The organism is Blastomonas sp. SL216, assembly GCA_026625625.1.
GTDB lineage: Bacteria > Pseudomonadota > Alphaproteobacteria > Sphingomonadales > Sphingomonadaceae > Blastomonas.
Genome location: CP113055.1, coordinates 1,477,399 through 1,499,583, shown reverse-complemented (window position 1 = coordinate 1,499,583; position 22,185 = coordinate 1,477,399). Strand labels below are relative to the sequence as shown.

Sequence of the window (22,185 nt, the reverse complement as noted above, 5' to 3'; positions counted from 1 at the left end):
AGGCCGGGTCGCATCGGTGCGGAGTATTGTCGCATGATGCGAATTGGCAAGGTAACGGCATCCCTGGCCGCGATGGCGCTGGTGCTCAGCTCCTGCGGGGGCGGCAACAGCAGCGGCACCACGCCTGCGCCCAGCCCGACCCCGACGCCCAATCCCACCCCGCCGCCTGCGGGTGGCAATTTCACCGCCCCGGCGCAGGAAGCGCTGACCGTGGGCGAAGTGCAGCAGGTGATCGCCCAGGCGGTGAGCGAAGCGCAGCGGCGCAACCTGCCTTCGGTGATCGCGGTCGTGGACCGGGTCGGCAATGTGCTTGCGGTCTTCCGCATGAACGGCGCGCGCGCGCTGGCCCGCACCAGCGCGATGACCGAGGCGGGCCTGAACAGCCCGACCATCGACGCGCAGGGCCTGGATGTGCCGGCGGAAATGGCCGCCATTTCCAAGGCGGTCACCGGGGCCTATCTTTCGAGCGGCGGCAACGCGTTTTCGTCGCGTACGGCAAGCCAGATCGTCCAGCAGCATTTCCCGCCCGCGCCTTCGACCCGCGGTCTTGAAAGCGGTCCGCTGTTCGGCGTGCAGTTCAGCCAGCTGCCGTGCTCCGACCTGTCGGCGCGCTTCCAGTCGGCGGGCGGAGCGAGCGCGTTCATCGGTCCCAAGCGCTCGCCGCTGGGCCTGGCGGCTGACCCCGGTGGTCTCCCGCTCTACAAGAACGGCGTCGTCGTCGGCGCGATCGGCGTGATGGGCGATGGCGATTACGGCTTTGATCCCAATATCCTCGACCGCGATATCGATCCGGAAGAGGCGATCGCCTTTGCCGGAACCCAGAGCTTTGCCGCGCCGGAAGCCATCCGCGCCGACCGTATCACGGTGGACGGCACCACCTTGCGGTTCAGCGATATCCTGGCCAGCGACATCGGTGCGGTCTCGACCAATTTCGCGGCGATCAACGGCAGCGCCGGCAGCCTAATCGCGGTGCGCGGCTATAATGGCGCCGCGATCATCGCGGGTACGCCTTATGGTACGGAAGCATCGGGCATCCGCGCCGCGCGCGCGGCCGAGTTCGCCAATACGGACGCCTTCATCCTCACCGATGGCGCGGGCAATCCGCGCTTCCCGATCCGTGCCGGCACCGATACCGCCTCGGTCACCCAGCCGCTGACTGCGGCCGAGGTGCGTGCGATCCTGGAAGAGGCGTTCACCGTGCTCACCCGCGCGCGCGCCCAGATCCGCCGCCCGCTCGACAGCCGGATGCAGGCGACGATCTCGGTGGTCGATACGCATGGCGAGGTGCTTGGCATCGTCCGTTCGCCCGATGCGCCGATCTTCGGCACCGATGTGTCGCTGCAAAAGGCGCGCACGGCGATGTTCTTCTCGAACCCGCAGGCCGGGGCCAACCTGCTCGCGGCAGGTGGCGGCGTCGCGCCGTTCGTTCAGGCGATGCGCACCTTTCTGGGTGATCCCAACGCGCTGACCGGCAATTTCGCTTATGGCAACCGCAGCGTCGGCAATCTGGCGCGGCCCTATTTCCCCGATGGCGAGCTTGGCCGTCCGCCGGGCCCGCTCTCGCGCCCGATCGACGATTTCAACCCGTTTGCCGTGGGCCTGCAGGTGCAGCTCGTGGCGGCCAACATCATCCAGCACGCGCAGTTCGTCGCGGGGGCCTCGCCCACCGATACCGCGCAGCGCTGCACCGCGCTGCCTGACACGGTGCAGGGCCAGAACCGGCTGGAAAACGGCATCCAGATCTTCCCCGGCGGTGTGCCGATCTATCGTGGCAACACGCTGATCGGCGGTATCGGCGTGTCGGGCGACGGTATCGACCAGGATGACATGGTCGCGTTTCTGGGCCTGAACAATGGCGGCCAGCGCGTCGGCGGGGTCGGCAATGCCGCCAATGATCGCCGCGCCGACCGGGTGGTGGTGAATGTCGGCAGCGCGCAGGTGCGTCTGCGCTATGTCAGCTGCCCGTTTGCGCCGTTCCTCGATACCAACACCCAGAACGTCTGCGAGGGTCTGTAAATGGCCGTGCCGCTCGTCGCCCTTATCCCGATCATGGCTTTCGCCGGGGCTGGCGTTGAGCATGGCGAGCCGGTTTCCGGCACAGTCCTGCATCAGGGGCCGCAGACCGCTGTCGCGGCTTTGGTGGCTGCCGATCTGGGCCGGGGCATGGCGCTGGAGCGCCTCATCGCGAAGTCGAGCGCGTCGGCATCGCCTGCGCCTTCGCACCGAGTGATGGCCCCCGTTCCGCATCGGCTGAGCTCGCCGCGGGCGATGGGCGACCACAGCCTGTTCTTCGCCGGTGCGGGCGCGGACGAGTTGCTGCTGACCGACGAACAGCAAGCACCCCCGGCACCGGGCGCGATGCCGCCCGCGCCGTCCTCCAGCGATGGTGATACCATCGATGCCGATGAGGCGCTGATCGACGACCGCCGCCGTCCCGGTCTCGAAAAGAAGCTGCCTGACCGGGTGACGCAGGACAATCCGGGGGCCGTCCGCGCGCCCGCACCCGAGGCATTCCCGACCGACGAGTTCCCGGTGCCCGATCGCTGGCGCATCGTCACCTCGCTCTGCCCGACCAAGGGCGGCGATCAGTCGATCTACGGGCTTTACCCGAACCTTTCGAACGTCTGTCGCTCGAAGCTCGACCCCTATCACCAGAACGTGCTCAAGGGCGACCGGCCCTTGCCCGAGGGCAAGCGCCCCGGTTTCCTGAAGGAGGATGACTGGTTCTTCATCGCCAATGTCGTGTCCGACACGGTGATCGAGCCGCGCAGCTTCCCGACGCCCGTCGGTGTGCAGACGACCTCTCGCCCTGACAGCCTGGACGTGTTCGGGCGTGCGGATTCGCTGGTGGTGGCCCAGACGGTGATCGCCGGGTTCTCGCTGCTCAAGGGCGAGACCGCGTACAAGCCGCCCGCGATCGAATATCGCCTCGTGCTGGCGGCACAGGTCAATTATGTCGATGTAAACGAACGGCGCATCCTGTTCGTCGAACCGTCGCGCCCGACGCACCGTACCGACCATTTTGTCGGCGTGCAGGAAGCGTTTATCGACTACCACCTCGGCAAATATGACAGCTCGCGCTACGACTTCATCTCGCTTCGCGCAGGCGTGCAGCCGATGCAGGCCGATTTCCGCGGCTTCCTGTTCCAGGACAACCAGCTCGGCATCCGCCTGTTCGGCAACCGCGACAACAACCGCTTCCAGTTCAATCTGGGCGCGTTCTGGCGGCTGGAAAAGGACACCAATTCGGGCCTCAACAGCATCGTCGATACGCCGCGCGACGACTGGGTGTTCTTCGCCAACGTCTATCGCCAGGACTTTCCGATTGTCGGCCTGACCAGCCAGGTCTCGGTCACGTACAACATGAACCGCGAAGGCGGGCGCGAGCTCAAGATCGACGATAACGGCTTCCCGGTGCGCCCGGCGCTGCTCGGCGACCTGCGCAGCCGCGAATATGATGTCGTGTATCTGGGTTATGCGGTCGATGGCCGCATCGGGCGGATCAACATCACCGGCCAGGCCTATGGCGCGTTCGGCGAGGACCGCAACAGCTTCTTCACCAGCCGCAAGGCCGATATCCGCAGCTATTTCGGCGCTGCCGAAATCAGCTATGACAATGACTGGGCGCGCTTCCGACTGCAGGGCCTGTTCGCCAGCGGCGATGGCAATCCGTATAACGATACCGAGGGCGGGTTCGACGCGATCTTCGAAAACCCGATCTTTGCCGGGGCCGATACCAGCTACTGGATCCGCCAGGTCATCCCCTTTGCCGGTGGTGGCCGCGCGGTCGGTATCAACACCCGCAATGGCATCCTGAACAACCTGCGCTCGTCCAAGGAGCAAGGCCAGTCGAACTTCAACAATCCCGGCACGGTGCTGCTGGGTGCAGGCGCGGATTTCGATCTCAGCACGACGACCCGGCTGTCGGCGAACGTGAACCATCTGTGGTTCCACAAGACCGATACACTTGAGGCGCTGCGCCAGGAGGGTACTATCCCGGCGTCGATTGGCTGGGATGTTTCGGCGGCGGCGATCTGGCGTCCCAATGCCAACCAGAATCTGGTGTTCCGCCTTTCGGGCGCGATCTTCGATCCTTCGCGCGGCTTCCGCGACCTGTTCACCCAATCGGGCAAGTCAGACCTCTTTTATTCGGTGCTTTTCAATGCGATCCTGGCGTACTGACCGGCTGCGCGGCGTCATGCCCGCCTTCAACTGGAAGCTGCTGCTGACGGGCCTGCTGCTCGTCACCTTTGCTGCGCTTCCCGCCGATCAGCTGCTCGCCTCGGGCAAGGAGAAAGCGCAGAAGGTCAAATACACCTTCACGCCGCCCGCACCCGAGAACCAGGAATGGGCAGAGGCCGACGCCAAGAGCGCAGGCTGCCAGTCTTGCCACACCGCCAGCGACCACAAGACGATGCACGCATCGCCCGCCGTGGTGCTGGGCTGCACCGATTGCCATGGCGGCGATGCGACCATCATGGGCGACAACAAATGGGGCCGCGAAAGCCTGCCCTATCAGGACGCGCTGATGAAGAGCCACGTCCTGCCCAAATATCCGGTGGCGTGGAAATGGCCGAGCTCGGCCAACCCGCAGCGTTCCTATGCCTTGCTCGCCAAGGAAGCGCCCGAGTTCATCCGCTTCGTCAATCCGTCCGATTACCGCGTGGTGCGCGAATCCTGCGGCGCCTGCCATATCGAGATCATCGAGGCATCCGAACGCTCGCTGATGGCGACCGGCGCGATGCTGTGGGGCGGCGCGGCCTATAATAACGGCATCGTGCCGTTCAAGAACTACATGTTCGGTGAAAGCTTCACTCGCGACGGCAAGCCTGCGATGATCAAGTCTGCCGCGACCGAGCCGGGCGCAGCGCACGGCACCGTGACCGAGGCGGAAAAGGCGCGCGGCGCGCTGCCGGTCATGTACCCGCTGCCGACCTGGCACATCATTCCGCCGGGCGACATCTTCCGCGTGTTCGAACGCGGCGGCCGCAACATCAACCCCACCTTCCCGGAAATCGGCCTGCCCAACAGCGTCGGCATCATCCAGCGTCTCGAAGAGCCTGGCCGTCCCGACCTCAAGCAGTCCAACCGTGGACCCGGCACCGGACTGCGTGTCGCCATTCCGGTGCTGAACATCCACAAGACCCGCCTCAACGATCCGTTCCTGTGGCAGATGGGCACCAACGACCAGCCGGGCGACTATCGCACATCGGGCTGCGCGGCGTGCCATGTGGTGTACGCCAATGACCGCGAACCGCGCCACAGCCTGGTCTATGCCAAATATGGCCGCGATGGTCAGACGATCACCGATGACCCGACGATCAACAGCCTGACCGAGGGGCAGAAGCGCCCGGGTCGCTATGGCGATTATGACGCGGCAGAGCATCACGAAGAGCATGGCGGCGAGCACAAGTCGGGCCATGGCGGCGATCATGGCACGACGCTGGCCGAAGGCGCAGGCGAGCATGGCGCGTCGCACGGCCGCGGCGATGGCCATGGCGCCAAGGATGCGCATGCCGAGAAGGTCGCGTTCAAGGAAAAGGGCCATCCGCTCAAGCACGCCTTCACCCGTGCGATCCCAACCGCTCAGTGCATGAACTGCCACATGCACCAGCCCAATATCTTCCTGAACAGCTATCTCGGCTACACGATGTGGGATTATGAATCCGACGCGCCGCTGCTGTGGCCGGGGCCGGAAAACCGTGCGCCCAAGCCCGAGGGCATGTCGGAAGAAGACTATCAGCGCATCTACAAGAAGCAGCATTATCCGACCGCCAAGGAAGTGCGCGCGACGCTCGATCGCAACCCGGAAGGCGCATCGCCGCGCGGTCTGTGGTCGGATATCGATTTCGTCCGCAACGTCTATGACCTCAATACCGAGGCCAAGGACACCCAGTTTGCCGACTATCACGGCCATGGCTGGAACTTCCGCGCGATCCTGAAGCGCGACCGCAAGGGCAATCTGCTCGACGCGGAAGGCAATATGGCGACCTGGGGCACCGATACCGCCAACATGGTCTCGCCCGACGATCCGGAGAAATTCCGCAAGGCAGGCGAGGGCAAGTTCGTGCCCGTCGGCACCAATCCCGGCAAGGCCGTGCACATGATGGACATTCATGCCGAGCTCGGCATGCAGTGCGTCGATTGTCACTTCAGCCAGGACGGGCACGGCAACGGCCTGATCTATGGCGAAGTCGCCAATGCGGTCGAGATCGGCTGCAAGGACTGCCACGGTACCGCGGATGCCTATCCGACGCTGTTCACCTCGAACCTGGCGGCGCGGCCCAAGGGCAACAACCTGTCGCTGATCCGCAATCCCGATGGCCAGCGGCGCTTCGAATGGATGAAGGATGCGACCGGACGGCGCGTGCTGATCCAGCGCTCGGTGCTCGATCCCGAACTGTCGTGGAAGGTCAGCCTGGTCAAGGATGCGGTCAATCCCGACAGCCCCGATTTCAACCCCAAGGCCGCGCGCTCCAAGCTGATGGCCAAGCAGGGCGCGGAAACCGGCAAATACGGCTTTGGCCTCGCGGTCTCGAAGGAGAACCGCGCGCACGATACCGACAAGATGGCCTGTTTCACCTGCCATCTGAGCTGGACGACTTCGTGCGGCGGCTGTCACCTGCCGATCGAGGCCAACTGGAAGGCCAAGGTCCACAAATACGAGGAAGACGAGACGCGCAACTATGCGACCTACAACCCGCAGGTCGCGCGTGACGAGATGTTCCAGATCGGCCGTCACCAGACGAGCAAGGGCAACATCATCGCCCCGATCCGCTCGACCTCGGCGCTGATCCTGTCGTCGACCAACATCAACCGCGAGCGCATCTATGTGCAGCAGCCGCCGATCTCGGCACCGGGCTTCTCGTCCCAGGCGTTCGCACCGCACTTCCCGCACACCGTGCGCAAGACCGAGACCAAGCAGTGCACCGACTGCCACCTGAGCGAGGCGAACGACAATAACGCGGTGATGTCGCAGCTGCTGCTGCTCGGCACCAATTTCGTCAACTTTGTCGGCCTGAACAGCTGGTTCGGTCTGGAAGGCGGCTTCGAGGCGGTGCGCGTCACCGAATGGGACGAGCCGCAGGCGGTGATCGGATCGTATCTGCACCGCTATGCCTATCCCGATTACTACAAGCAGCATGTCGAGGATAATGGCCGCGAGCTGAAGAACTGGACGCGTGGCCCGATCTTCAGCGATGGCCTGTCGGGTGAGACGCAGGCGCGCGAGGAATTTGCCAATGTCGTGCAGGGCACCGATGGCGCGGTGAACTGCCTGCAGAACCGCGGCGAGTACATGTTCGTCGCGGAAGGCAAGGGCGGTTTCCGCGCCTATGACATCGCCTCGATCGGGAACAAGGGCTTTTCCGAACGCATCATCCGCGCACCATTCTCGTCGCTCGGCCATGACACGCATGTCGACACGACCAACGCGACCTGCATGGCGATCGCGACGACCCAGCCGATTGCGCCCAGCCGCAACACGCCGGAAATGCGCGAGGCCAATCAGGAACAGCCGTTCCACGCGGTCTATCATTACGCCTTTGTCACCGACAGCGTCGAAGGCCTGATCGCGGTGAACATCGACACGCTGGCCGATGGCGAGTTCCGCAACAACTTCTTCAAGCGCACGCTGACCTGGAACCCGGACAATGTGCTCAAGGGGGCGCGGCACATCACGCTGGCGGGCGACTATGCCTATATCACCGCCGATGCCGGGCTTGTCGTGGTGCGGCTGTCCGATCCCGTCCCGGCCAATCCGCCGCGCGACTATGATTACAGCAAGCTCAACCCGCAGCTGATGGCGGTCCTGCCGCTCACCGATGCGCGGGCGAGCGCGGTGCAGTTCCGTTACCTGTGGGTGACCGATGCCGAAGGCGTGAAGCTGTTCGACATCACCCGGCTGGAAGCGCCGGTGGCGGTGCCCTCGGGCACCTTCCGGCTGGCCAATGCGCGCAAGCTCTACCTGGCCCGCACCTTCGCCTATGTCGCTGCCAAGCAGGACGGCCTGGTGATCCTCGACATGACCAACCCGGAGGCCCCGCGCGAATATATGCGCTACAATGCTGGCGGCCAGCTCAACGATGCCGAGGACGTGATCGTTGGGTCGACCAACGCGACGCTGTTCGCCTATGTCGCCGATGGTCGCAACGGCATGAAGGTGCTGCAGCTGACATCGCCCTCCAGCCAGCCGAATTTCTATGGCTTCTCGCCCGATCCCAGGCCCGATCTGATCGCCTGGGCGCGGACGCCATCGGCGGCGCTGGCGGTGGCCAAGGGGTTGGACCGTGACCGCGGGGTCGATGAATCGGGTGGGCAGATGGCGATCTTCGGACGTCTGGGCTCGCGTCCCTTTACCCGCTCGGAAATGGAGAAGCTTTTCCTCAACAAGGCGGGCAGGCCCTACAAGGTCAGCGATACCGTGACCATGGCCGACTGGCTGGGCCCGCGCCCGGCGATGCTGGCAGCCAAGGGGCAATAGGCCGCTTCAGCAATTTCTGAGATAGGGGGAGGGGGAGAGGCGGACGTCAGTCCGCCTCGACCGTCAGCGCCTCGATGGTCAGCGTCATCCTGGGCGTGCCTTCGGCGCGACGATGAATCTCGCTGACGGTGATGTCCGCGACAAGATGACCGGCGATATGGAATTCGTGGTCGGGCAGGGTGCCGACCAGCCATGCACCGGTGCGCACGCCCGTCTCTCCCAATAGCGAGACGCGCATCACATGGCGCATCCCGGTAAAGGTCGCGCTGGCCCAGCTGGTGCCGCGATGCTCCTCCAGCTGCGCCTGGCCCCGGGCGAGCGTCAGCACGGCGCGGATCAGCGCGGTGGCGGGGTCGTGGCGGATTTTCTGGTGAATCATGCCTGCTCCTGTCGATATATGTTCATGAAATGTTCTATCCGATTCCGCAAGGCCTCGCGCGGCTCGCGTCCCCGGCGCAGATCATCGACCAGGCGCGGATCGCGCGCGGAGAGGCGGCCGAAACGGGTGCGCGGCATCCCCGTTTCGCGCAGGAATTTCTCGACCAGGCGCAGCAGCGGCATCGGCATTCTCCCTTGGGCCGTGGGGCGGGGCAGGGCCCGCAGGACAGTCGTAGGAATAATCCTATAAGCGATTCGTGGGTTGTAGGAAATATCCTTGAGAAAATCGGCCGAGATGCTATATGTCCATTATGGAACAGGATGTTCGCCAGACGCTGGAACGATTGATCGCGGCGCGTGGGGTGAGCTTTGCCGGGGTATCGCAGCTGCTCGGCAAGAATTCCGCCTATATCCAGCAATTCATCAAGCGCGGCACGCCCAAAAGGCTCGACGAACGCGACCGGCGGATCCTCGCGCAATTCTTTGGCGTCAGCGAACAGGCGCTCGGCGCGCCTGACGCGGCGCTTGCGCCAGGGCAGGGCAGGGCAATGCGCGGCCCGGCGCGCAGCGGTGCACTCCGCAGCCTGCCTCAGCGCATGCGGCTGATCCCGCGCCTCGCGGTGGGGGCATCGGCAGGCCCTGGAGCGCTGGCCGATGACGAGGCGCCTATTGCCGAGATTGCCTTTGACGAGGCCTGGCTGCGGCGTCTGGGCGCAGGATCGGACGCAGTGACGATGATCCGCGTCGAGGGCGATTCCATGGCCCCGACGCTCAGCGATGGCGACGACATTCTGGTCGCGATGCACGGCGGCACCGGCACGCCCCGCCGCGACGGCATCCATGTGCTGCGCATGGACGACGCGCTAATCGTCAAGCGGCTGGCGTTCCGTCCCGATGGGCGATTGTCAGTGACCTCGGACAATGCGCTCTACCCCAGCTTCCCCGATCTGGCGCCGGAGAGCGTGCATATCGTCGGTCGCGTGATCTGGGCGGGGCGGCGGGTTTAAACGATTGGTTATTGGTTTTTTGTACGTTTCGTTATAGTGTTGGGCGTGCGTCAGATCATCTATGCCCGCGATGCGCTCAAGACCCTGCGATCGATCGACAATGCGACCGCCAGACGCATTCAGGCGAAGGTGGCGCAATATGCAGAGGACCCGGCCAGCCTTTCCAATCAGGTCAAGCGGCTGCAGGGCGAAGAGCGGCTTTGGCGCTTGCGGGTTGGCGATTGGCGGGTGATCTTCAACCAGGACATGGTTGTCGTGCACGTGGTCCGGGTCGCCTCGCGCGGCAGCGCTTATGATTGAGGTTGGGTAATGGGATACGAACCGCAGCATTTTACTGCGCCCGATGGCACCAGGATGGTCGTGCTGACCGCAGACGAGTTCGAGCGCCTGCGCGAACTGGCCGAAGATGCCGAGGATGTGATCGCCGCCACCCTCCAACTCGAACGTCTCCGCCAGGGCGAGGGGGGCATGCCGGGTGAAGTGCTCGCTTTCATCCTCAACGACGAGATGTCGCCGATTGGCGCATGGCGCAAATATCGCGGCCTGTCTCAGGCCGAACTTGCGGCGAAGGTCGGATGCAGCCAGGTCTGGCTGAGCAAGATCGAATCCGGCGCGTCGCGCGGAGCCGCCAAGCTGCGCCGGGCAATCGCGACAGCGCTCGAGGCACCGCTCTGGTCGATCGAAGACGACTGACTTGCACCCATCCGCCATCCTTGCCACATAGCTTGGCATGACCGACGCATCCGCAAATCCCGCCCAGCCGCCGCTTCGTGCCGCGATCATTCCGGTGACGCCGCTGCAGCAGAACTGCACATTGTTCTGGTGCACCGAGACGATGAAGGGGGCGCTGGTCGATCCGGGTGGCGATCTGCCCAAGCTCAAGGCCGCGGTGGCACAGGCCGGGGTTACGCTGGAAAAGCTGCTGGTGACGCATGGCCATATCGACCATTGCGGCGAGACCGGCACGCTGGCGAAGGAACTCGGCCTCACCATCGAGGGGCCGCATGAGGAAGACCGGTTCTGGATCTCGCGGCTCGATGACGATGGCCGCAATTATGGGATTGCCGGATCGGTGTTCGAGCCCGATCGCTGGCTGAAGGATGGCGATACCGTCACCGTCGGCAATCTGGTGCTCGACGTTATCCATTGCCCGGGGCACACGCCGGGGCACATCGTGTTTCACCACGCGCCGTCGAAGCTCGCGATCGTGGGCGATGTGCTGTTCCAGGGATCGATCGGCCGCACCGATTTTCCGCGCGGCAATCACCAGGACCTGATCGATTCGATCACCCAGAAGCTCTGGCCGCTGGGCAATGACACGGTGTTCGTGCCTGGCCATGGGCCTACCAGCAATTTCGGTTTCGAGCGCCAGCGCAACGGCTTCGTCGCGGACCACGTGCTGGCTTAACTCTCTCCCCTCCCGCAAGCGGCAGGGGAGAGTGGGGCGGCGCGCCCCTCAAGCCACCGGCAGCACGCTCGCGACATAGACCGCATAGCCGGAAAGGCCGAGCAGCGTCAGCAGCGTCGTGATCGTGCCGAGCGTGCGGCCGATGCCGAACGCGCCGCCATCCATGCCAAGGCCATGCGCCAGGCGGCCGATCATGTAGACGATGCCGACCACCCACAGCCAGGTTGCGGCATAGCCAGAGCATTCCAGTGCGCCGATCAGGATCAGCACGAAGGGCGTGAACTCGACGAAATTGGCCTGCGCGCGCATGCGGCGGATGACGAATTCATTGCCGCCGTCGCCCACGCTCACCTTCTGGCTGGTGCGCACCTGGCCGATGCGGATGGCGAGCCAGATGTTGATCAATCCGGCGGCAGCGGCCATGGTCAGTGTCAGCGGCAGGTTCATGTGGTTCGTCCCCTCTGGTGCACCGGCTCATCGCAGCGGCGCTTTCGGTGGCGGATTAGCGCGACAAAGCTTGCAACGCACGATATTTTCGCTATAGCCCCGCCTTCGCACGCGAATGGGCCTTGTCGCTCTCCCGTCAGGCCGCGCCAGTCGCTTCCTGATGGAATGACCTGGCAGCATCGCATTGATTGACAAGCAATTTAAGGTAAGCAGGCTGCCATGGCTGTTCCTAAGAGAAAAACTTCGCCCTCCAAGCGTGGCATGCGTCGCAGCCACGATTCGCTGACCATCGATGCGTTCAGCGAATGCTCCAACTGTGGTGAACTGAAGCGCCCGCACCATGTCTGCGGCGCATGCGGCCATTATAACGGCCGTGAGGTGCTCGAAGTCGCCTGATCCTTTTCAGACGGTCTTTGCACTTTTTCAGGGGGATTAACCGGTGCCGATGAAGCCGCGGATCGCGATTGATGCGATGGGCGGTGATGAAGGCGTGCGCGTGATGCTGGGTGGGGCGGCCGAGGCTCGCCACCGCCATGACAGCTTCACCTTTCTGCTGGTCGGCGACGAACAGCAGATCAAGGCAGGCCTGGATAATCACCCCAATCTGCGCGCTGCGTCCGAAATCCTTCACACCGAAGAGGTGGTGAAGGGTGAGGACAAGCCGAGCCAGGCGCTGCGCAAGTCCAAGAACTCGTCGATGGGCCTCGCCATCCAGGCGGTGAAGTCCGGTGATTGCAGCGCTGCTGTCAGCGCCGGCAACACCGGCGCGCTGATGGCGATGTCCAAACTGGCTTTGCGCACGATGCCCGGCATCGACCGGCCCGCGCTCGCCGCGCTGCTGCCGACGCTCGAAGACACCGACATGGTGATGCTCGACCTGGGCGCGAACACCGAATGCGACGCGCGCAATCTGGTGCAGTTCGCGATCATGGGCGCGGTCTATTCGCAGATCATCTTCGGCTTCGAAAAGCCCCGCACCGGGCTGCTCAATATCGGCACCGAGGAATCCAAAGGCACCGAAGCGCTGCGCGATGCCGCGGCTGCCCTGCGCGCGGCCACGCATCTGCCGATGCATTTCCAGGGCTTTACCGAGGCGGACAAGATCTCGCGCGGCGATGTCGATGTCGTCGTGACCGACGGCTTTTCCGGCAATATCGCGCTGAAGGCATTGGAAGGCACCGCGCGCTTCGTCACCGACCTGCTCAAGCGCAGCTTCCAGTCCTCGCTCCGATCCAAGATCGGCTTCCTGATCTCGCGCCCGGCGACCGAACTGCTGAAGCACCATCTCGATCCCAACAACCATAATGGCGCGGTGTTCCTGGGGCTGAACGGCGTTGTGGTGAAAAGCCATGGATCGGCCAGCATCAAGGGCGTGGCCAATGCGGTCGAGGTCGCCGCACGGCTGGTCGAGGACAATATCACCCAGCGCATCGGCGATGTGCTCAAGGATTTTGATACCAGCGCGATCGCCAGCAACGGCGTCGCCTCCAACGGATCGGGCGAATTTCCCAAATGAACCATCAAGGCCCGGCAGAACGCAGTGTCATTCTGGGCACGGGATCGGCGCTGCCCGCCAGACGGGTCACCAATGCCGAACTGGCCGAAACCGTCGATACCTCGGACGAATGGATTACCGAGCGCACCGGCATCAAGGCGCGTTATATTGCCGCGCCGGAAGAGACCACCGGAACGCTGGCGATTGGCGCGGCACGCGCAGCGCTGGCGGCAGCCGACCTCAAGGGCGCGGATATCGACCTGATCGTGCTCGCAACGGCCACGCCCGACCACACCTTCCCCGCGACCGCGACCAAGGTGCAGGCCGCCATCGGCATGACCGGCGGCATGGCATTTGATGTCGCAGCGGTCTGCTCGGGCTTTCTCTATGCGCTCAGCGTCGCTGACAGCATGCTGCGCACCGGCATGGCGCGCAAGGCGCTGGTGATCGGCGCAGAGACCTTCAGCCGCATTCTCGACTGGGAAGATCGTGGCACCTGCGTGCTGTTTGGCGATGGCGCGGGCGCAGTCGTGCTGGGCCTGGAGACGTCGGAAGCCGATGATTCCGCGCCGCGCGGTATCCTGACCACAGAACTGCATGCCGATGGCCGCCATCACGACCTGCTCTATGTCGACGGTGGACCTTCCACCACCGGCACGGTCGGCAAGGTGCGGATGAAGGGGCGCGAGGTGTTCCGCCATGCAGTCGTCAATCTCGCAGAAGTGATGGAGCAGGTGCTGCACCGCGTCGGGATGACCAGCGCCGATGTCGACTGGGTGGTGCCGCACCAGGCCAATGCCCGCATCCTCGATGCGACCGCGCGCAAGCTGAACCTGTCGCCCGAAAAGGTGGTGGTCACTGTCGATCAGCATGCCAATACATCGGCTGCCTCGGTCCCGCTGGCGCTCGACACCGCGGTGCGCGATGGCAGGATCAAGCGCGGCGACCTTCTGGTGCTGGAAGCGATGGGTGGCGGGCTTACCTGGGGTGCGGCCGTAGTCCGCTATTAACCTCACGCAATTTTGTCGTTCAATGCGCTCAATTCGCACTGTTTTTACATAGCCCCGATTTGCCATTATATCGCCGATCCGCTACTCTCCGCGCCTTAGCGGGTTAGGAGACGGGGCGATGCGTTCGGTGGGGACTTTGACCAGGGCCGATCTGGCCGACACAATCAACCATCAGCTCGGCCTGTCGCGCGCCGATGCCGCACAAATGGTGGAATCGGTGCTCAACCACATGACCGATGCGCTGGAGCGCGGCGAGAACGTGAAAATCTCCGGCTTCGGCACCTTCTTGCTGCGCGACAAGGGCGAGCGGGTAGGGCGCAATCCCAAGACCGGGGTTGAAGTGCCGATCACGCCGCGCCGCGTGCTCACCTTCCGCGCCAGCCAGATCATGAAGGAAAGGATCATGGCGGGTGACTGATCCGCTCTCGCCCCCGGCCAGCAAGGCCGAAGGTGCGATGCGCACCATCGGCGAGGTTTCGACCGAGCTGGGGGTCAAGCCGCATATCCTGCGCTATTGGGAGGCGCAGTTCGACACGATCAAGCCGTTGAAGCGCGCGGGTGGCCGCCGCTATTACCGGCCAGAGGATGTCGAGATGCTGCGCACGATCGATCGGCTGCTCAACCGCGAGGGATTCACCGTACGCGGCGCGCGCCAGTATCTGGCGGGCAAGGCCCCGGCAACACCGGCGCCCGCACCCTCGGCTGCACCGACGGGTTCTTCGGTGGACATCCAGGGCCTGCGCGCCATTCGCGACCGATTGGCAGCAGCGCTCGCCAGCGCCTGATCCGGAAGCTTACAGCGCCTTGCGCATGATCCAGTCGGTGAACGGCACGTTGCCGGTCATGAATTGCTGCTGCCCGACCTTCTCGAACCCGAACCGGGCGTAGAAGCGCTGCGCATCGGGATTGTTGGTATAGACGCACAGGTACAGCGACGGCGCGCCGCGTGCGCGCGCCTCGTCGATCACGGCTTCCATCAGCCGCTGCCCCAGACCTGCGCCCTGCCAGCCGGACAGGGCATAGATGCGCTTGAGTTCCACCGCGCCCGGATCGGGGCTGATGTCCAGTTCAGGCGGGCTCAGCATCGCATAGCCAACCGGCGCGCCGATCAGGGTCTCGATCAGCCAGAAGGCGTAAGCGGGCTTGTCCAGCCATCCGGCATAGCGCGCTGCGCCATGCTCGATCGCGCAATGATCGATCAGCGCCTGCCCGGGATGGTCATGCGCAAAGGCGGTGAGGAAGGTCGCAGAACCCAGCAGCGCCAGCTTGGCAGCATCGTCCGGCCCCGCGCGGCGCAGGCGGGTTTCGGGCAGTGTCGTTGCCATGATGTCAGTCGTCGTCCTGCGGCCCCAGATCGGGGTCCAGATCGCGCGGGCGGGTCACTTCGATCAGCCTGGCGGTGCGGTTGTCCAGATCGGCCCAGCGATCGATGCCCAGTTCCATGATGGCGAGCGCGGCGGTGGGGAACTTCTCCTCCACCACATCGCGCAACGGGCTGGAACCGTCATCGGGGACAAGATCGAACACCAGATCCTCGAGCCCCGGATTGTGCCCCACCATCAGTACATGGTTCGCGCTGTCATCGACGCCGCGCAGCACGTCGATCAGCGTCACCGACGAGGCGAGGTAGATGCGGCGGTCCCAATCGGGGTGCAGCGTCTGGCCATAAGCGGCTTCGAAATGGTCGATCGTTTCGGTCACGCGCACGGCGGGCGAGGCGACGACGGCGTCGAACACCATCTTCTTCTCGGCCGCGTACAGCCCCATGGCCTTGGCACCCTTCATCCCGCGCGCGTTGAGCGGACGGTCGAAATCGCGCAGGCTGCGGTCCAGCCAGTCCGATTTGGCGTGCCGCAGCAAGGTCAGCCTTTTCATTGCATCTCTCCCCCCGATCCCGTCACGGGATCGAATCGCGCGCCCTGGTTCGCCTGCGCAGAAACGCCAGATTGCACCGCTTGTAAAGCTTCGGAAAGCGTCACGCGTCGCACTGGCGTGCCCGGCGGGAAGGCGCTGAGCAGGCGCGACGGGAAGGCCGAAGAGAGCATGACGAAACGCCCGCGATCATCGGCGCGGCGGATCAGTCGCCCGAACGCCTGGGCCAGCCGCGCGCGGATGATCATGTCGTCATATTTCGTGCCGCCGCCCGCCGCGCGCCGGGCGCGGTGCAGGATATCGGGCTTGGGCCAGGGCACGCCCTCCATGATCACCAGCCGCAGCGAGTCGCCGGGCACATCCACCCCGTCGCGCAAGCTGTCGGTGCCCAGCAGCGAGGCGCGCGGATCGTCGCGGAAAATATCGACCAGCGTCCCCGTTTCCATCGGGTCGACATGCTGCGCGTAAAGCGGCAGCCCCGATTGCGCGAGCCGGTCGGCGATGCGGCCATGCACCGCGCGCAGCCGCTTGATCGCGGTGAACAGCCCGAGCGCGCCGCCGCCTGCGGCCTCGATCAGCCGCCCATAGGCTCCGGCAAGCCCGGCCATGTCGCCTTTCCTGACGTCGGTGACGATCAGCACCTCGGCCTGGGTCGCATAGTCGAACGGGCTGCGCGCCTCGAACAGTTCGGGCGTCTTTTCCAGATGCACCGCGCCGGTGCGGGTGAGGGCAGGGCCCCAGTCCTCGCCCGCCTTCAACGTGGCAGAGGTCACCAGCACGCCATGCGCGGGCTTGATCACGGCCTCGGCCAGCGGCTTGCCGGGGTCGAGCCAGCGGCGGTGCAGCCCCATGTCATATTCGCGCCCCTCCACCCGGTCGAGCGCCAGCCAGTCGACGAAATCGGGATCGGTCGGCCCGCCGATGCGCCCCAGCAGCGCGGCCCAGGCGGCGAGCAGGTCGATCCGCCAGCCGAGCGATGCCAGCGCCCCTTCGATGCGCGCGCGCGCCTGGCCGTCGAGCCAGTCGGGCGGGTCTTCGGTCAGCACTTCCAGCCGCCGCCCAAGCGCGACCAGCGGCCCGTGCAGCGCATCGATCGCGCGGGCGGCATCGAGCGCGGCGGCGATCAGCGGACCATCGAGTTCGGCAAGCTCGGTCTCCAGGCCATAGCCGGCATCCTCCGCCCCGCTCTCGTCGCGCGCATAGACGGTGCCCCGGATCGCGGCGAGCAGCTGTTCGATCTCGCCCGAAGGCGCGCCTTCGCGGATGCGCGCGAGCCAGCCTTCGCCGGGCAGCGCCTCTGCGGCGATCCGTGCCGCCTCGATCGCGCGGCCGCCCAGCTCGTCATAGGACGCGACATCGGACAGGCGCGCGGCCAGGCCCCGCCTGCGTCCGCGCGACTTGCCCTCCGGCCCCATCACCCATCGGCGCATCTCGACCGTTTCCTGGCCGGTCAGCGCCACCGCGAACATCGAATCGGCGGCATCGTGCAGATGATGGCCCTCGTCAAAGATGATCCGCGTCGGGCGGCCCTGCTGCTCGCGCGCGCGCGCCGCGTTGACCATCACCAGCGCATGGTTGGCGATGACGAGATCGGCATTCTGGCTCGAGCGCGCGGCATGCTCGATGAAGCATTTGCGATAGTGCGGGCAGCCGGCATAGACGCACTCGCCGCGCCGGTCGGTGAGCGCGGTGACGCCCGCGCGCCGGAAGAGCGTGGTCAGCCAGCCGGGCAGATCGCCGCCGATCATATCGCCATCGCGGCTGTACGCGGCCCAGCGCGCGACCAGCTGCGCCAGCACGGCGGCACGGTTCTGGAAACCGCCCTGCAGGGCATCTTCAAGGTTGAGCAGGCACAGATAATTCTCGCGGCCCTTGCGGATGACCACGCGTTTGCGGAAATCGGCCTCGGAGCCGTAGATGCGCTCGGTCTCGCGCGACAATTGCCGCTGCAGCGCCTTGGTATAGGTGGAAATCCACACCGTGCCGCCCGCGCCATGCGACCAGAGCGAGGCGGGGGCGAGATAGCCCAAGGTCTTGCCGATGCCGGTTCCCGCTTCTGCCAGCAGCATGTGCGGCTCCTGCCGCTTTTCGCGCGGGGCAAAGATGTGCGCGGCGGTGCGCGCGAACTGTCGCTGGCCTTCGCGCCGCTCCGCCCCCGTGCCGGTCAGCGCCTCGAGCTGCGCTTCGGCATCGGCTTCGGCGAGCGTGATCTGGCGGGGTTGCGGGCGGGGCTGCTGCTCCTCCCATTCGGGTAGCCGCGAGAACAGCCAGCGTTCGGCCTTTTCGGGCTGTTTCAACGCTTTTGAAGCAACGCCCGCCCATGGCCAGCGCAGCCGCGCCAGCGCCTGCAGCCCGGTCCACGCCCCTTCGCGCTGCGGCCAGTCGGGCCGCTCCAGCGTCGCGATCAGCGCCTCGGCGGCGGCATGGAGCAGGGCCGGAATGGCGGATTCGGGGAGGGGACTATCCGCCCTCTCTCCTTCAGGGGAGAGGGTTGGGAGAGGGGACTGCAACGCGAGTTCCGGCGCGTGCCCCCCTCCCCGACCCTCCCCCCTGAAGGGGAAAGGGAGTTTGAGTGCGCGCACCAGCCCCATCGGCGTCGGCACCATGAACTGGGCGGGGTGGATGAACGCGAACAGCTCGAGCAGATCGAGGCCCGAAAGCTCGGGATAGCCCAGGCGCTGCGCCACCAGAGGCGCGTTGAGCATGATCAGCGGAGTCTCCGCCGCGCGGCTGATCGCTTCGCCCTTGGAGATGCGCACCGCAGGCTCGCCCGGATGCGCGAACCAGATCGCGCTATGGCTTGCATGCAGGGCTGGAAAGTTTAGGGAAGCGATCATCACCCGCCCTATATGGCGACATCGGAACGAAAAGGAAACACGTGTGAGCGCGTATCGCGAGGCAGCAATGCGATCCAAGGCATGGCCGTTCGAGGAAGCGCGCAAGCTGATGAAACGCTATCCGGCCGGCAAGCCCGATGCGCAAGGTCCGATGCTGTTCGAAACCGGCTATGGCCCCTCGGGCCTGCCGCATATCGGCACGTTCCAGGAGGTGTTCCGCACCACGCTCGTCCGCCGCGCTTATGAGACCCTCACCGGCGGCGCGCCAACGCGGCTGGTGGCGTTCAGCGACGATATGGACGGCCTGCGCAAGGTGCCCGACAATGTGCCCAACCCGGACATGCTGCGGACGCATCTGGGCAAGCCGCTGACCCAGATCCCCGATCCGTTCGGCAAGTTCGAAAGCTTCGCGCATCACAACAACGCGATGCTGCGCGCGTTTCTCGACCAGTTCGGCTTCGATTACGAGTTCGTGTCCTCGACCGAGCGCTACCAGAGCGGCGCGTTTGACGATGCCTTGCGCGGGGTGCTGCGCAACTATCAGGCGATCCTTGACATCATGCTGCCGACGCTGCGCGCCGAACGCGCCGCGACCTATTCGCCGATCATGCCGATCAGCGCCAAGTCGGGCGTGGTGCTGCAGGTGCCGGTCGAGGTGGTCGATGCCGATGCCGGGATTGTGCGCTTCACGGACGAGGGCGAGACCATCGAGCAATCGGTGCTGGCGGGCGGCGCGAAGCTGCAGTGGAAGGTCGATTGGGCCATGCGCTGGGTTGCGCTTGGCGTCGATTACGAGATGTACGGCAAGGACCTGACCGACAGCGGCGTGCAATCGGGCAAGATCGCGCGCGTGCTGGGCGGCCAGAAGCCCGAGGGCATGATCTACGAGATGTTCCTCGACGAAAAGGGCGAGAAGATCTCCAAGTCCAAGGGCAACGGCCTGTCGATCGAGGACTGGCTGCGCTATGGCAGCGAGAACAGCCTAGCCTTCTATATCTTCCGTGAACCCAAGGCGGCCAAGCAGCTGCATCTGGGCGTGATCCCGCGCGCGGTCGACGAATATTTCCAGTTCCGCGACAACTGGCATACGCAGGACGAGGACAAGCGCCTGGGCAATCCGGCGCACCATATTCACGCAGGCGAGGTGCCCGAAGGCAGCCCGCCGGTCAGCTTCGGCCTGCTGCTCAATGTCGTCAGCCTGCCCGGGATGGACGACAAGGATCTCGTCTGGGGCTTTGTCCAGAAATACGCGCCTGGCGTGTCGCCCGAAACGCATCCCGAGCTCGACGGGCTGATCGAGAATGCGGTGAACTATGGCCGCGATTTCATCGCGCCGACGCTCAAGCGCCGCTGGCCCGAGGGCAAGGAAATCGACGCGCTGACCCGGCTGGACAATGAGCTGGCCGAGCTGCCCGAGAATGCCTCTGCCGAGGATATCCAGAACATCGTCTATGCCATCGGCAAGGACGAGGCCTATGGCTTCGGCAACCTGCGCGACTGGTTCAAGGCCTTGTACGAGACACTGCTGGGCAGCGAGCAGGGCCCGCGCATGGGCAGCTTCATCGCGCTCTACGGCATTGCCAACACCCGCAAGCTGATCGCCGAGGCGCTCGGCCGACCGGTCGAGGCTGCATGACCGTCATCGCCGCGCGCCTGTACCGCGATGGCGAGCTGGCGCGCGATCTGGACCTGAGCCAGCCGCTGCCGCCGCTCGACGATCCGGCAGACCTGCTGTGGATCGGGCTGCATGAGCCCACCGAGGCCGAGCTGATGCCGATCCAATCGCAACTGGGTCTGCATCCGCTGGCGGTGGAGGATGCGCTGGACCGGCGGCACCTGCCCAAGATCGAGCCTTATGGCGAGCATCTGTTCGCAGTCGCGCGCACCGTGCATCTGGATGAAAGCGACAGCAACACCGCGATCACCTATGGCAATACCGCGGTCTTCATGGGCCGCCAGTTCATCGTCACCGTGCGCCATGGCTCGCTGCGTGACCACAGCCCCGTGCGCCACAAGCTGGAGGCGACGCCGCGGCTGCTGAAGCGTGGCGCGGATTTCGTGCTGCATGCGATCCTCGATTTCATCGTCGATGGCTATCTGGAGGTGATCGACGCGCTGGAGGACCGGGTGCTGGGTATCGAGGACCGCGCGCTCGATGCGTTTCTCAACAAGCAGGAAACCTCGCAGCTGTTCTCGCTGCGCCGCGACCTGTTCCGGCTGCAGCGCGTATTGAGCCCGATGCAGGATGTCGCCAACCGCTGCATGCATCTGGAGCTGCCGCAGATCGATACCGACATACATCCCTATTTCCGCGACCTGCACGATCATGTCCGCCGCGCCGATTATCGCGTCGCCGGCCTGCGCGATACGCTGACATCGGTGATCGAAACGAGCGGCCTGCTCGAACAGCAGCGCCAGGGCGTCATCACCCGCCAGCTCGCCGCCTGGGCCGCGATCCTGGCCGTGCCCACCGCGATCGCCGGGATTTACGGGATGAATTTCGAGTTCATGCCCGAACTGCGCTGGCGCTACGGCTATTTCGTCGTGGTCGGCGCGATGGTGACGATCTGCATCGGGCTGTATGTCCGTTTCAAATGGGCCAAGTGGCTTTAGGGAACGCGTTCGGGCCGCATCCGTAGGGTAAGGGAAACCCCATTACGGAGAACCCCCATGAGCCTTCCCGATCTTTCCGGCCGCAATATCTGCATCCTCGCTACCCATGGTTTCGAGGAATCCGAACTCATCCAGCCGCGCGACGACCTCAAGGCCGCTGGCGCCAACGTCACCATCGTCTCGCCCGAAAGCGGCGAGATCAGGGGATGGAAGGGTGATGACTGGGGCCAGAGCGTCACTGTCGATGCACCGCTTTCGGGCGCGCGGGTCGAGCAACATGACGCGCTGGTGCTTCCGGGCGGCCAGATCAACCCCGATCTGCTGCGCGTCGATGAGGAGGCGATGGCGCTGATCAAGGCGTTCGCCGATGCGCGCAAGCCGATCGCCGCCGTCTGTCACGCGCCGTGGCTGCTGGTCGAGGCGGGCCTTGCCAAGGGCGCCACGCTGACCGGCTACAAGTCAATCCGCACCGATCTCAAGAATGCCGGCGCGCATGTCGTCGACCAGGAAGTGGCCGTGGACGGCAACCTCATCACCAGCCGCTGCCCCGATGATCTGCCCGCGTTCAGCAAGGCGATCGCCGACATGGTCAGCGAAAAGGCGGGCGCACGCACCGAAATGGTGTGACCCGAAAGG

At 65.0% G+C, this 22,185-nt stretch carries 21 protein-coding genes; 15 read left to right on the top strand and 6 right to left on the bottom strand.

Annotated features, from left to right (window positions below; all coding sequences use genetic code 11):
- Positions 1–33 precede the first annotated feature (33 nt).
- The 3 genes from OU999_07125 (at position 34) to OU999_07115 (ending at position 8,482) form a co-directional block, all read left to right on the top strand.
- Positions 34–2,016, top strand: a complete 1,983-nt coding sequence (locus OU999_07125; GenBank protein WAC24948.1) for a heme-binding protein — start codon at positions 34–36, stop codon at positions 2,014–2,016.
- A 342-nt stretch (positions 2,017–2,358) separates the two neighbouring features.
- Positions 2,359–4,182, top strand: coding sequence for a hypothetical protein (locus OU999_07120; protein WAC25373.1), 1,824 nt, complete (start codon positions 2,359–2,361; stop codon positions 4,180–4,182).
- Positions 4,163–8,482 carry a hypothetical protein gene (locus OU999_07115; protein ID WAC24947.1) on the top strand — a complete coding sequence of 1,440 codons (4,320 nt, stop codon included), beginning with the start codon at positions 4,163–4,165 and terminating at the stop codon, positions 8,480–8,482. Before OU999_07120 ends, OU999_07115 begins: the two co-directional genes overlap by 20 nt.
- A gap of 46 nt (positions 8,483–8,528) precedes the next feature.
- Here OU999_07115 and OU999_07110 read toward each other — a convergent pair whose 3' ends face one another.
- Positions 8,529–8,861, bottom strand: a complete 333-nt coding sequence (locus OU999_07110) for a hypothetical protein (GenBank protein WAC24946.1) — start codon at positions 8,859–8,861, stop codon at positions 8,529–8,531.
- Positions 8,858–9,043 carry a hypothetical protein gene (locus OU999_07105; GenBank protein WAC24945.1) on the bottom strand — a complete coding sequence of 62 codons (186 nt, stop codon included), beginning with the start codon at positions 9,041–9,043 and terminating at the stop codon, positions 8,858–8,860. Before OU999_07105 ends, OU999_07110 begins: the two co-directional genes overlap by 4 nt.
- Positions 9,044–9,171: 128 nt before the next feature.
- On the opposite strand from OU999_07105, the gene OU999_07100 reads away from it, so the two are divergent.
- Genes OU999_07100 through OU999_07085 form a run of 4 tightly spaced genes read left to right on the top strand, consistent with a single transcriptional unit; the run spans position 9,172 to position 11,275 of the window.
- The gene (locus OU999_07100; GenBank protein ID WAC24944.1) at positions 9,172–9,867 is read left to right on the top strand and encodes a peptidase S24; all 696 of its coding nucleotides are present in this window, start codon (positions 9,172–9,174) and stop codon (positions 9,865–9,867) included.
- A gap of 45 nt (positions 9,868–9,912) precedes the next feature.
- Positions 9,913–10,167, top strand: a complete 255-nt coding sequence (locus tag OU999_07095; GenBank protein WAC24943.1) for a type II toxin-antitoxin system RelE/ParE family toxin — start codon at positions 9,913–9,915, stop codon at positions 10,165–10,167.
- A 9-nt stretch (positions 10,168–10,176) separates the two neighbouring features.
- Positions 10,177–10,560, top strand: a complete 384-nt coding sequence (locus tag OU999_07090; protein WAC24942.1) for a helix-turn-helix transcriptional regulator — start codon at positions 10,177–10,179, stop codon at positions 10,558–10,560.
- 37 nt (positions 10,561–10,597) lie between these two features.
- Positions 10,598–11,275, top strand: a complete 678-nt coding sequence (locus OU999_07085; protein ID WAC24941.1) for an MBL fold metallo-hydrolase — start codon at positions 10,598–10,600, stop codon at positions 11,273–11,275.
- Positions 11,276–11,323: 48 nt separating this feature from the next.
- On the opposite strand, the gene OU999_07080 is transcribed toward OU999_07085, so the two are convergent.
- On the bottom strand, positions 11,324–11,722 hold the full coding sequence (locus tag OU999_07080) for an MAPEG family protein (protein ID WAC24940.1): 399 nt from the start codon (positions 11,720–11,722) through the stop codon (positions 11,324–11,326).
- Between the two features lie 219 nt (positions 11,723–11,941).
- On the opposite strand from OU999_07080, the gene rpmF reads away from it, so the two are divergent.
- From rpmF to OU999_07055, 5 genes are all read left to right on the top strand, one after another.
- On the top strand, positions 11,942–12,118 hold the full coding sequence (rpmF, locus tag OU999_07075) for a 50S ribosomal protein L32 (GenBank protein WAC24939.1): 177 nt from the start codon (positions 11,942–11,944) through the stop codon (positions 12,116–12,118).
- A gap of 49 nt (positions 12,119–12,167) precedes the next feature.
- Positions 12,168–13,238 carry a phosphate acyltransferase PlsX gene (gene plsX, locus OU999_07070; protein ID WAC25372.1) on the top strand — a complete coding sequence of 357 codons (1,071 nt, stop codon included), beginning with the start codon at positions 12,168–12,170 and terminating at the stop codon, positions 13,236–13,238.
- Positions 13,235–14,227, top strand: a complete 993-nt coding sequence (locus OU999_07065) for a ketoacyl-ACP synthase III (protein WAC24938.1) — start codon at positions 13,235–13,237, stop codon at positions 14,225–14,227. Before plsX ends, OU999_07065 begins: the two co-directional genes overlap by 4 nt.
- Before the next feature lie 118 nt (positions 14,228–14,345).
- Positions 14,346–14,645 (top strand): integration host factor subunit alpha, encoded by a 300-nt coding sequence (locus OU999_07060; GenBank protein ID WAC24937.1) that lies wholly within the window; start codon positions 14,346–14,348, stop codon positions 14,643–14,645.
- Positions 14,638–15,012, top strand: a complete 375-nt coding sequence (locus OU999_07055; GenBank protein ID WAC24936.1) for a MerR family transcriptional regulator — start codon at positions 14,638–14,640, stop codon at positions 15,010–15,012. Before OU999_07060 ends, OU999_07055 begins: the two co-directional genes overlap by 8 nt.
- A gap of 9 nt (positions 15,013–15,021) precedes the next feature.
- Here the strand turns inward: OU999_07055 and OU999_07050 are convergent, their stop codons facing one another.
- From OU999_07050 to OU999_07040, 3 genes are read right to left on the bottom strand one after another with little or no spacing between them, the layout of a single operon-like run.
- Positions 15,022–15,552, bottom strand: a complete 531-nt coding sequence (locus tag OU999_07050; GenBank protein ID WAC24935.1) for a GNAT family N-acetyltransferase — start codon at positions 15,550–15,552, stop codon at positions 15,022–15,024.
- A gap of 4 nt (positions 15,553–15,556) precedes the next feature.
- Complete coding sequence (locus OU999_07045; GenBank protein ID WAC24934.1) at positions 15,557–16,102, bottom strand: histidine phosphatase family protein; 546 nt, start codon at positions 16,100–16,102, stop codon at positions 15,557–15,559.
- Positions 16,099–18,936 carry an ATP-dependent DNA helicase gene (locus tag OU999_07040; GenBank protein WAC24933.1) on the bottom strand — a complete coding sequence of 946 codons (2,838 nt, stop codon included), beginning with the start codon at positions 18,934–18,936 and terminating at the stop codon, positions 16,099–16,101. The genes OU999_07045 and OU999_07040 overlap by 4 nt, the downstream gene beginning before the upstream one ends.
- Positions 18,937–18,979: 43 nt before the next feature.
- On the opposite strand from OU999_07040, the gene OU999_07035 reads away from it, so the two are divergent.
- The 3 genes from OU999_07035 to OU999_07025 are packed head-to-tail and all read left to right on the top strand — an operon-like array spanning position 18,980 to position 22,176.
- Positions 18,980–20,572: a lysine--tRNA ligase gene (locus tag OU999_07035; protein ID WAC24932.1), complete on the top strand. Its 1,593-nt coding sequence runs from the start codon at positions 18,980–18,982 to the stop codon at positions 20,570–20,572.
- Complete coding sequence (locus OU999_07030) at positions 20,569–21,549, top strand: magnesium and cobalt transport protein CorA (protein ID WAC24931.1); 981 nt, start codon at positions 20,569–20,571, stop codon at positions 21,547–21,549. Before OU999_07035 ends, OU999_07030 begins: the two co-directional genes overlap by 4 nt.
- 57 nt (positions 21,550–21,606) lie before the next feature.
- Positions 21,607–22,176, top strand: coding sequence for a type 1 glutamine amidotransferase (locus tag OU999_07025; GenBank protein WAC24930.1), 570 nt, complete (start codon positions 21,607–21,609; stop codon positions 22,174–22,176).
- Positions 22,177–22,185 lie beyond the last annotated feature (9 nt).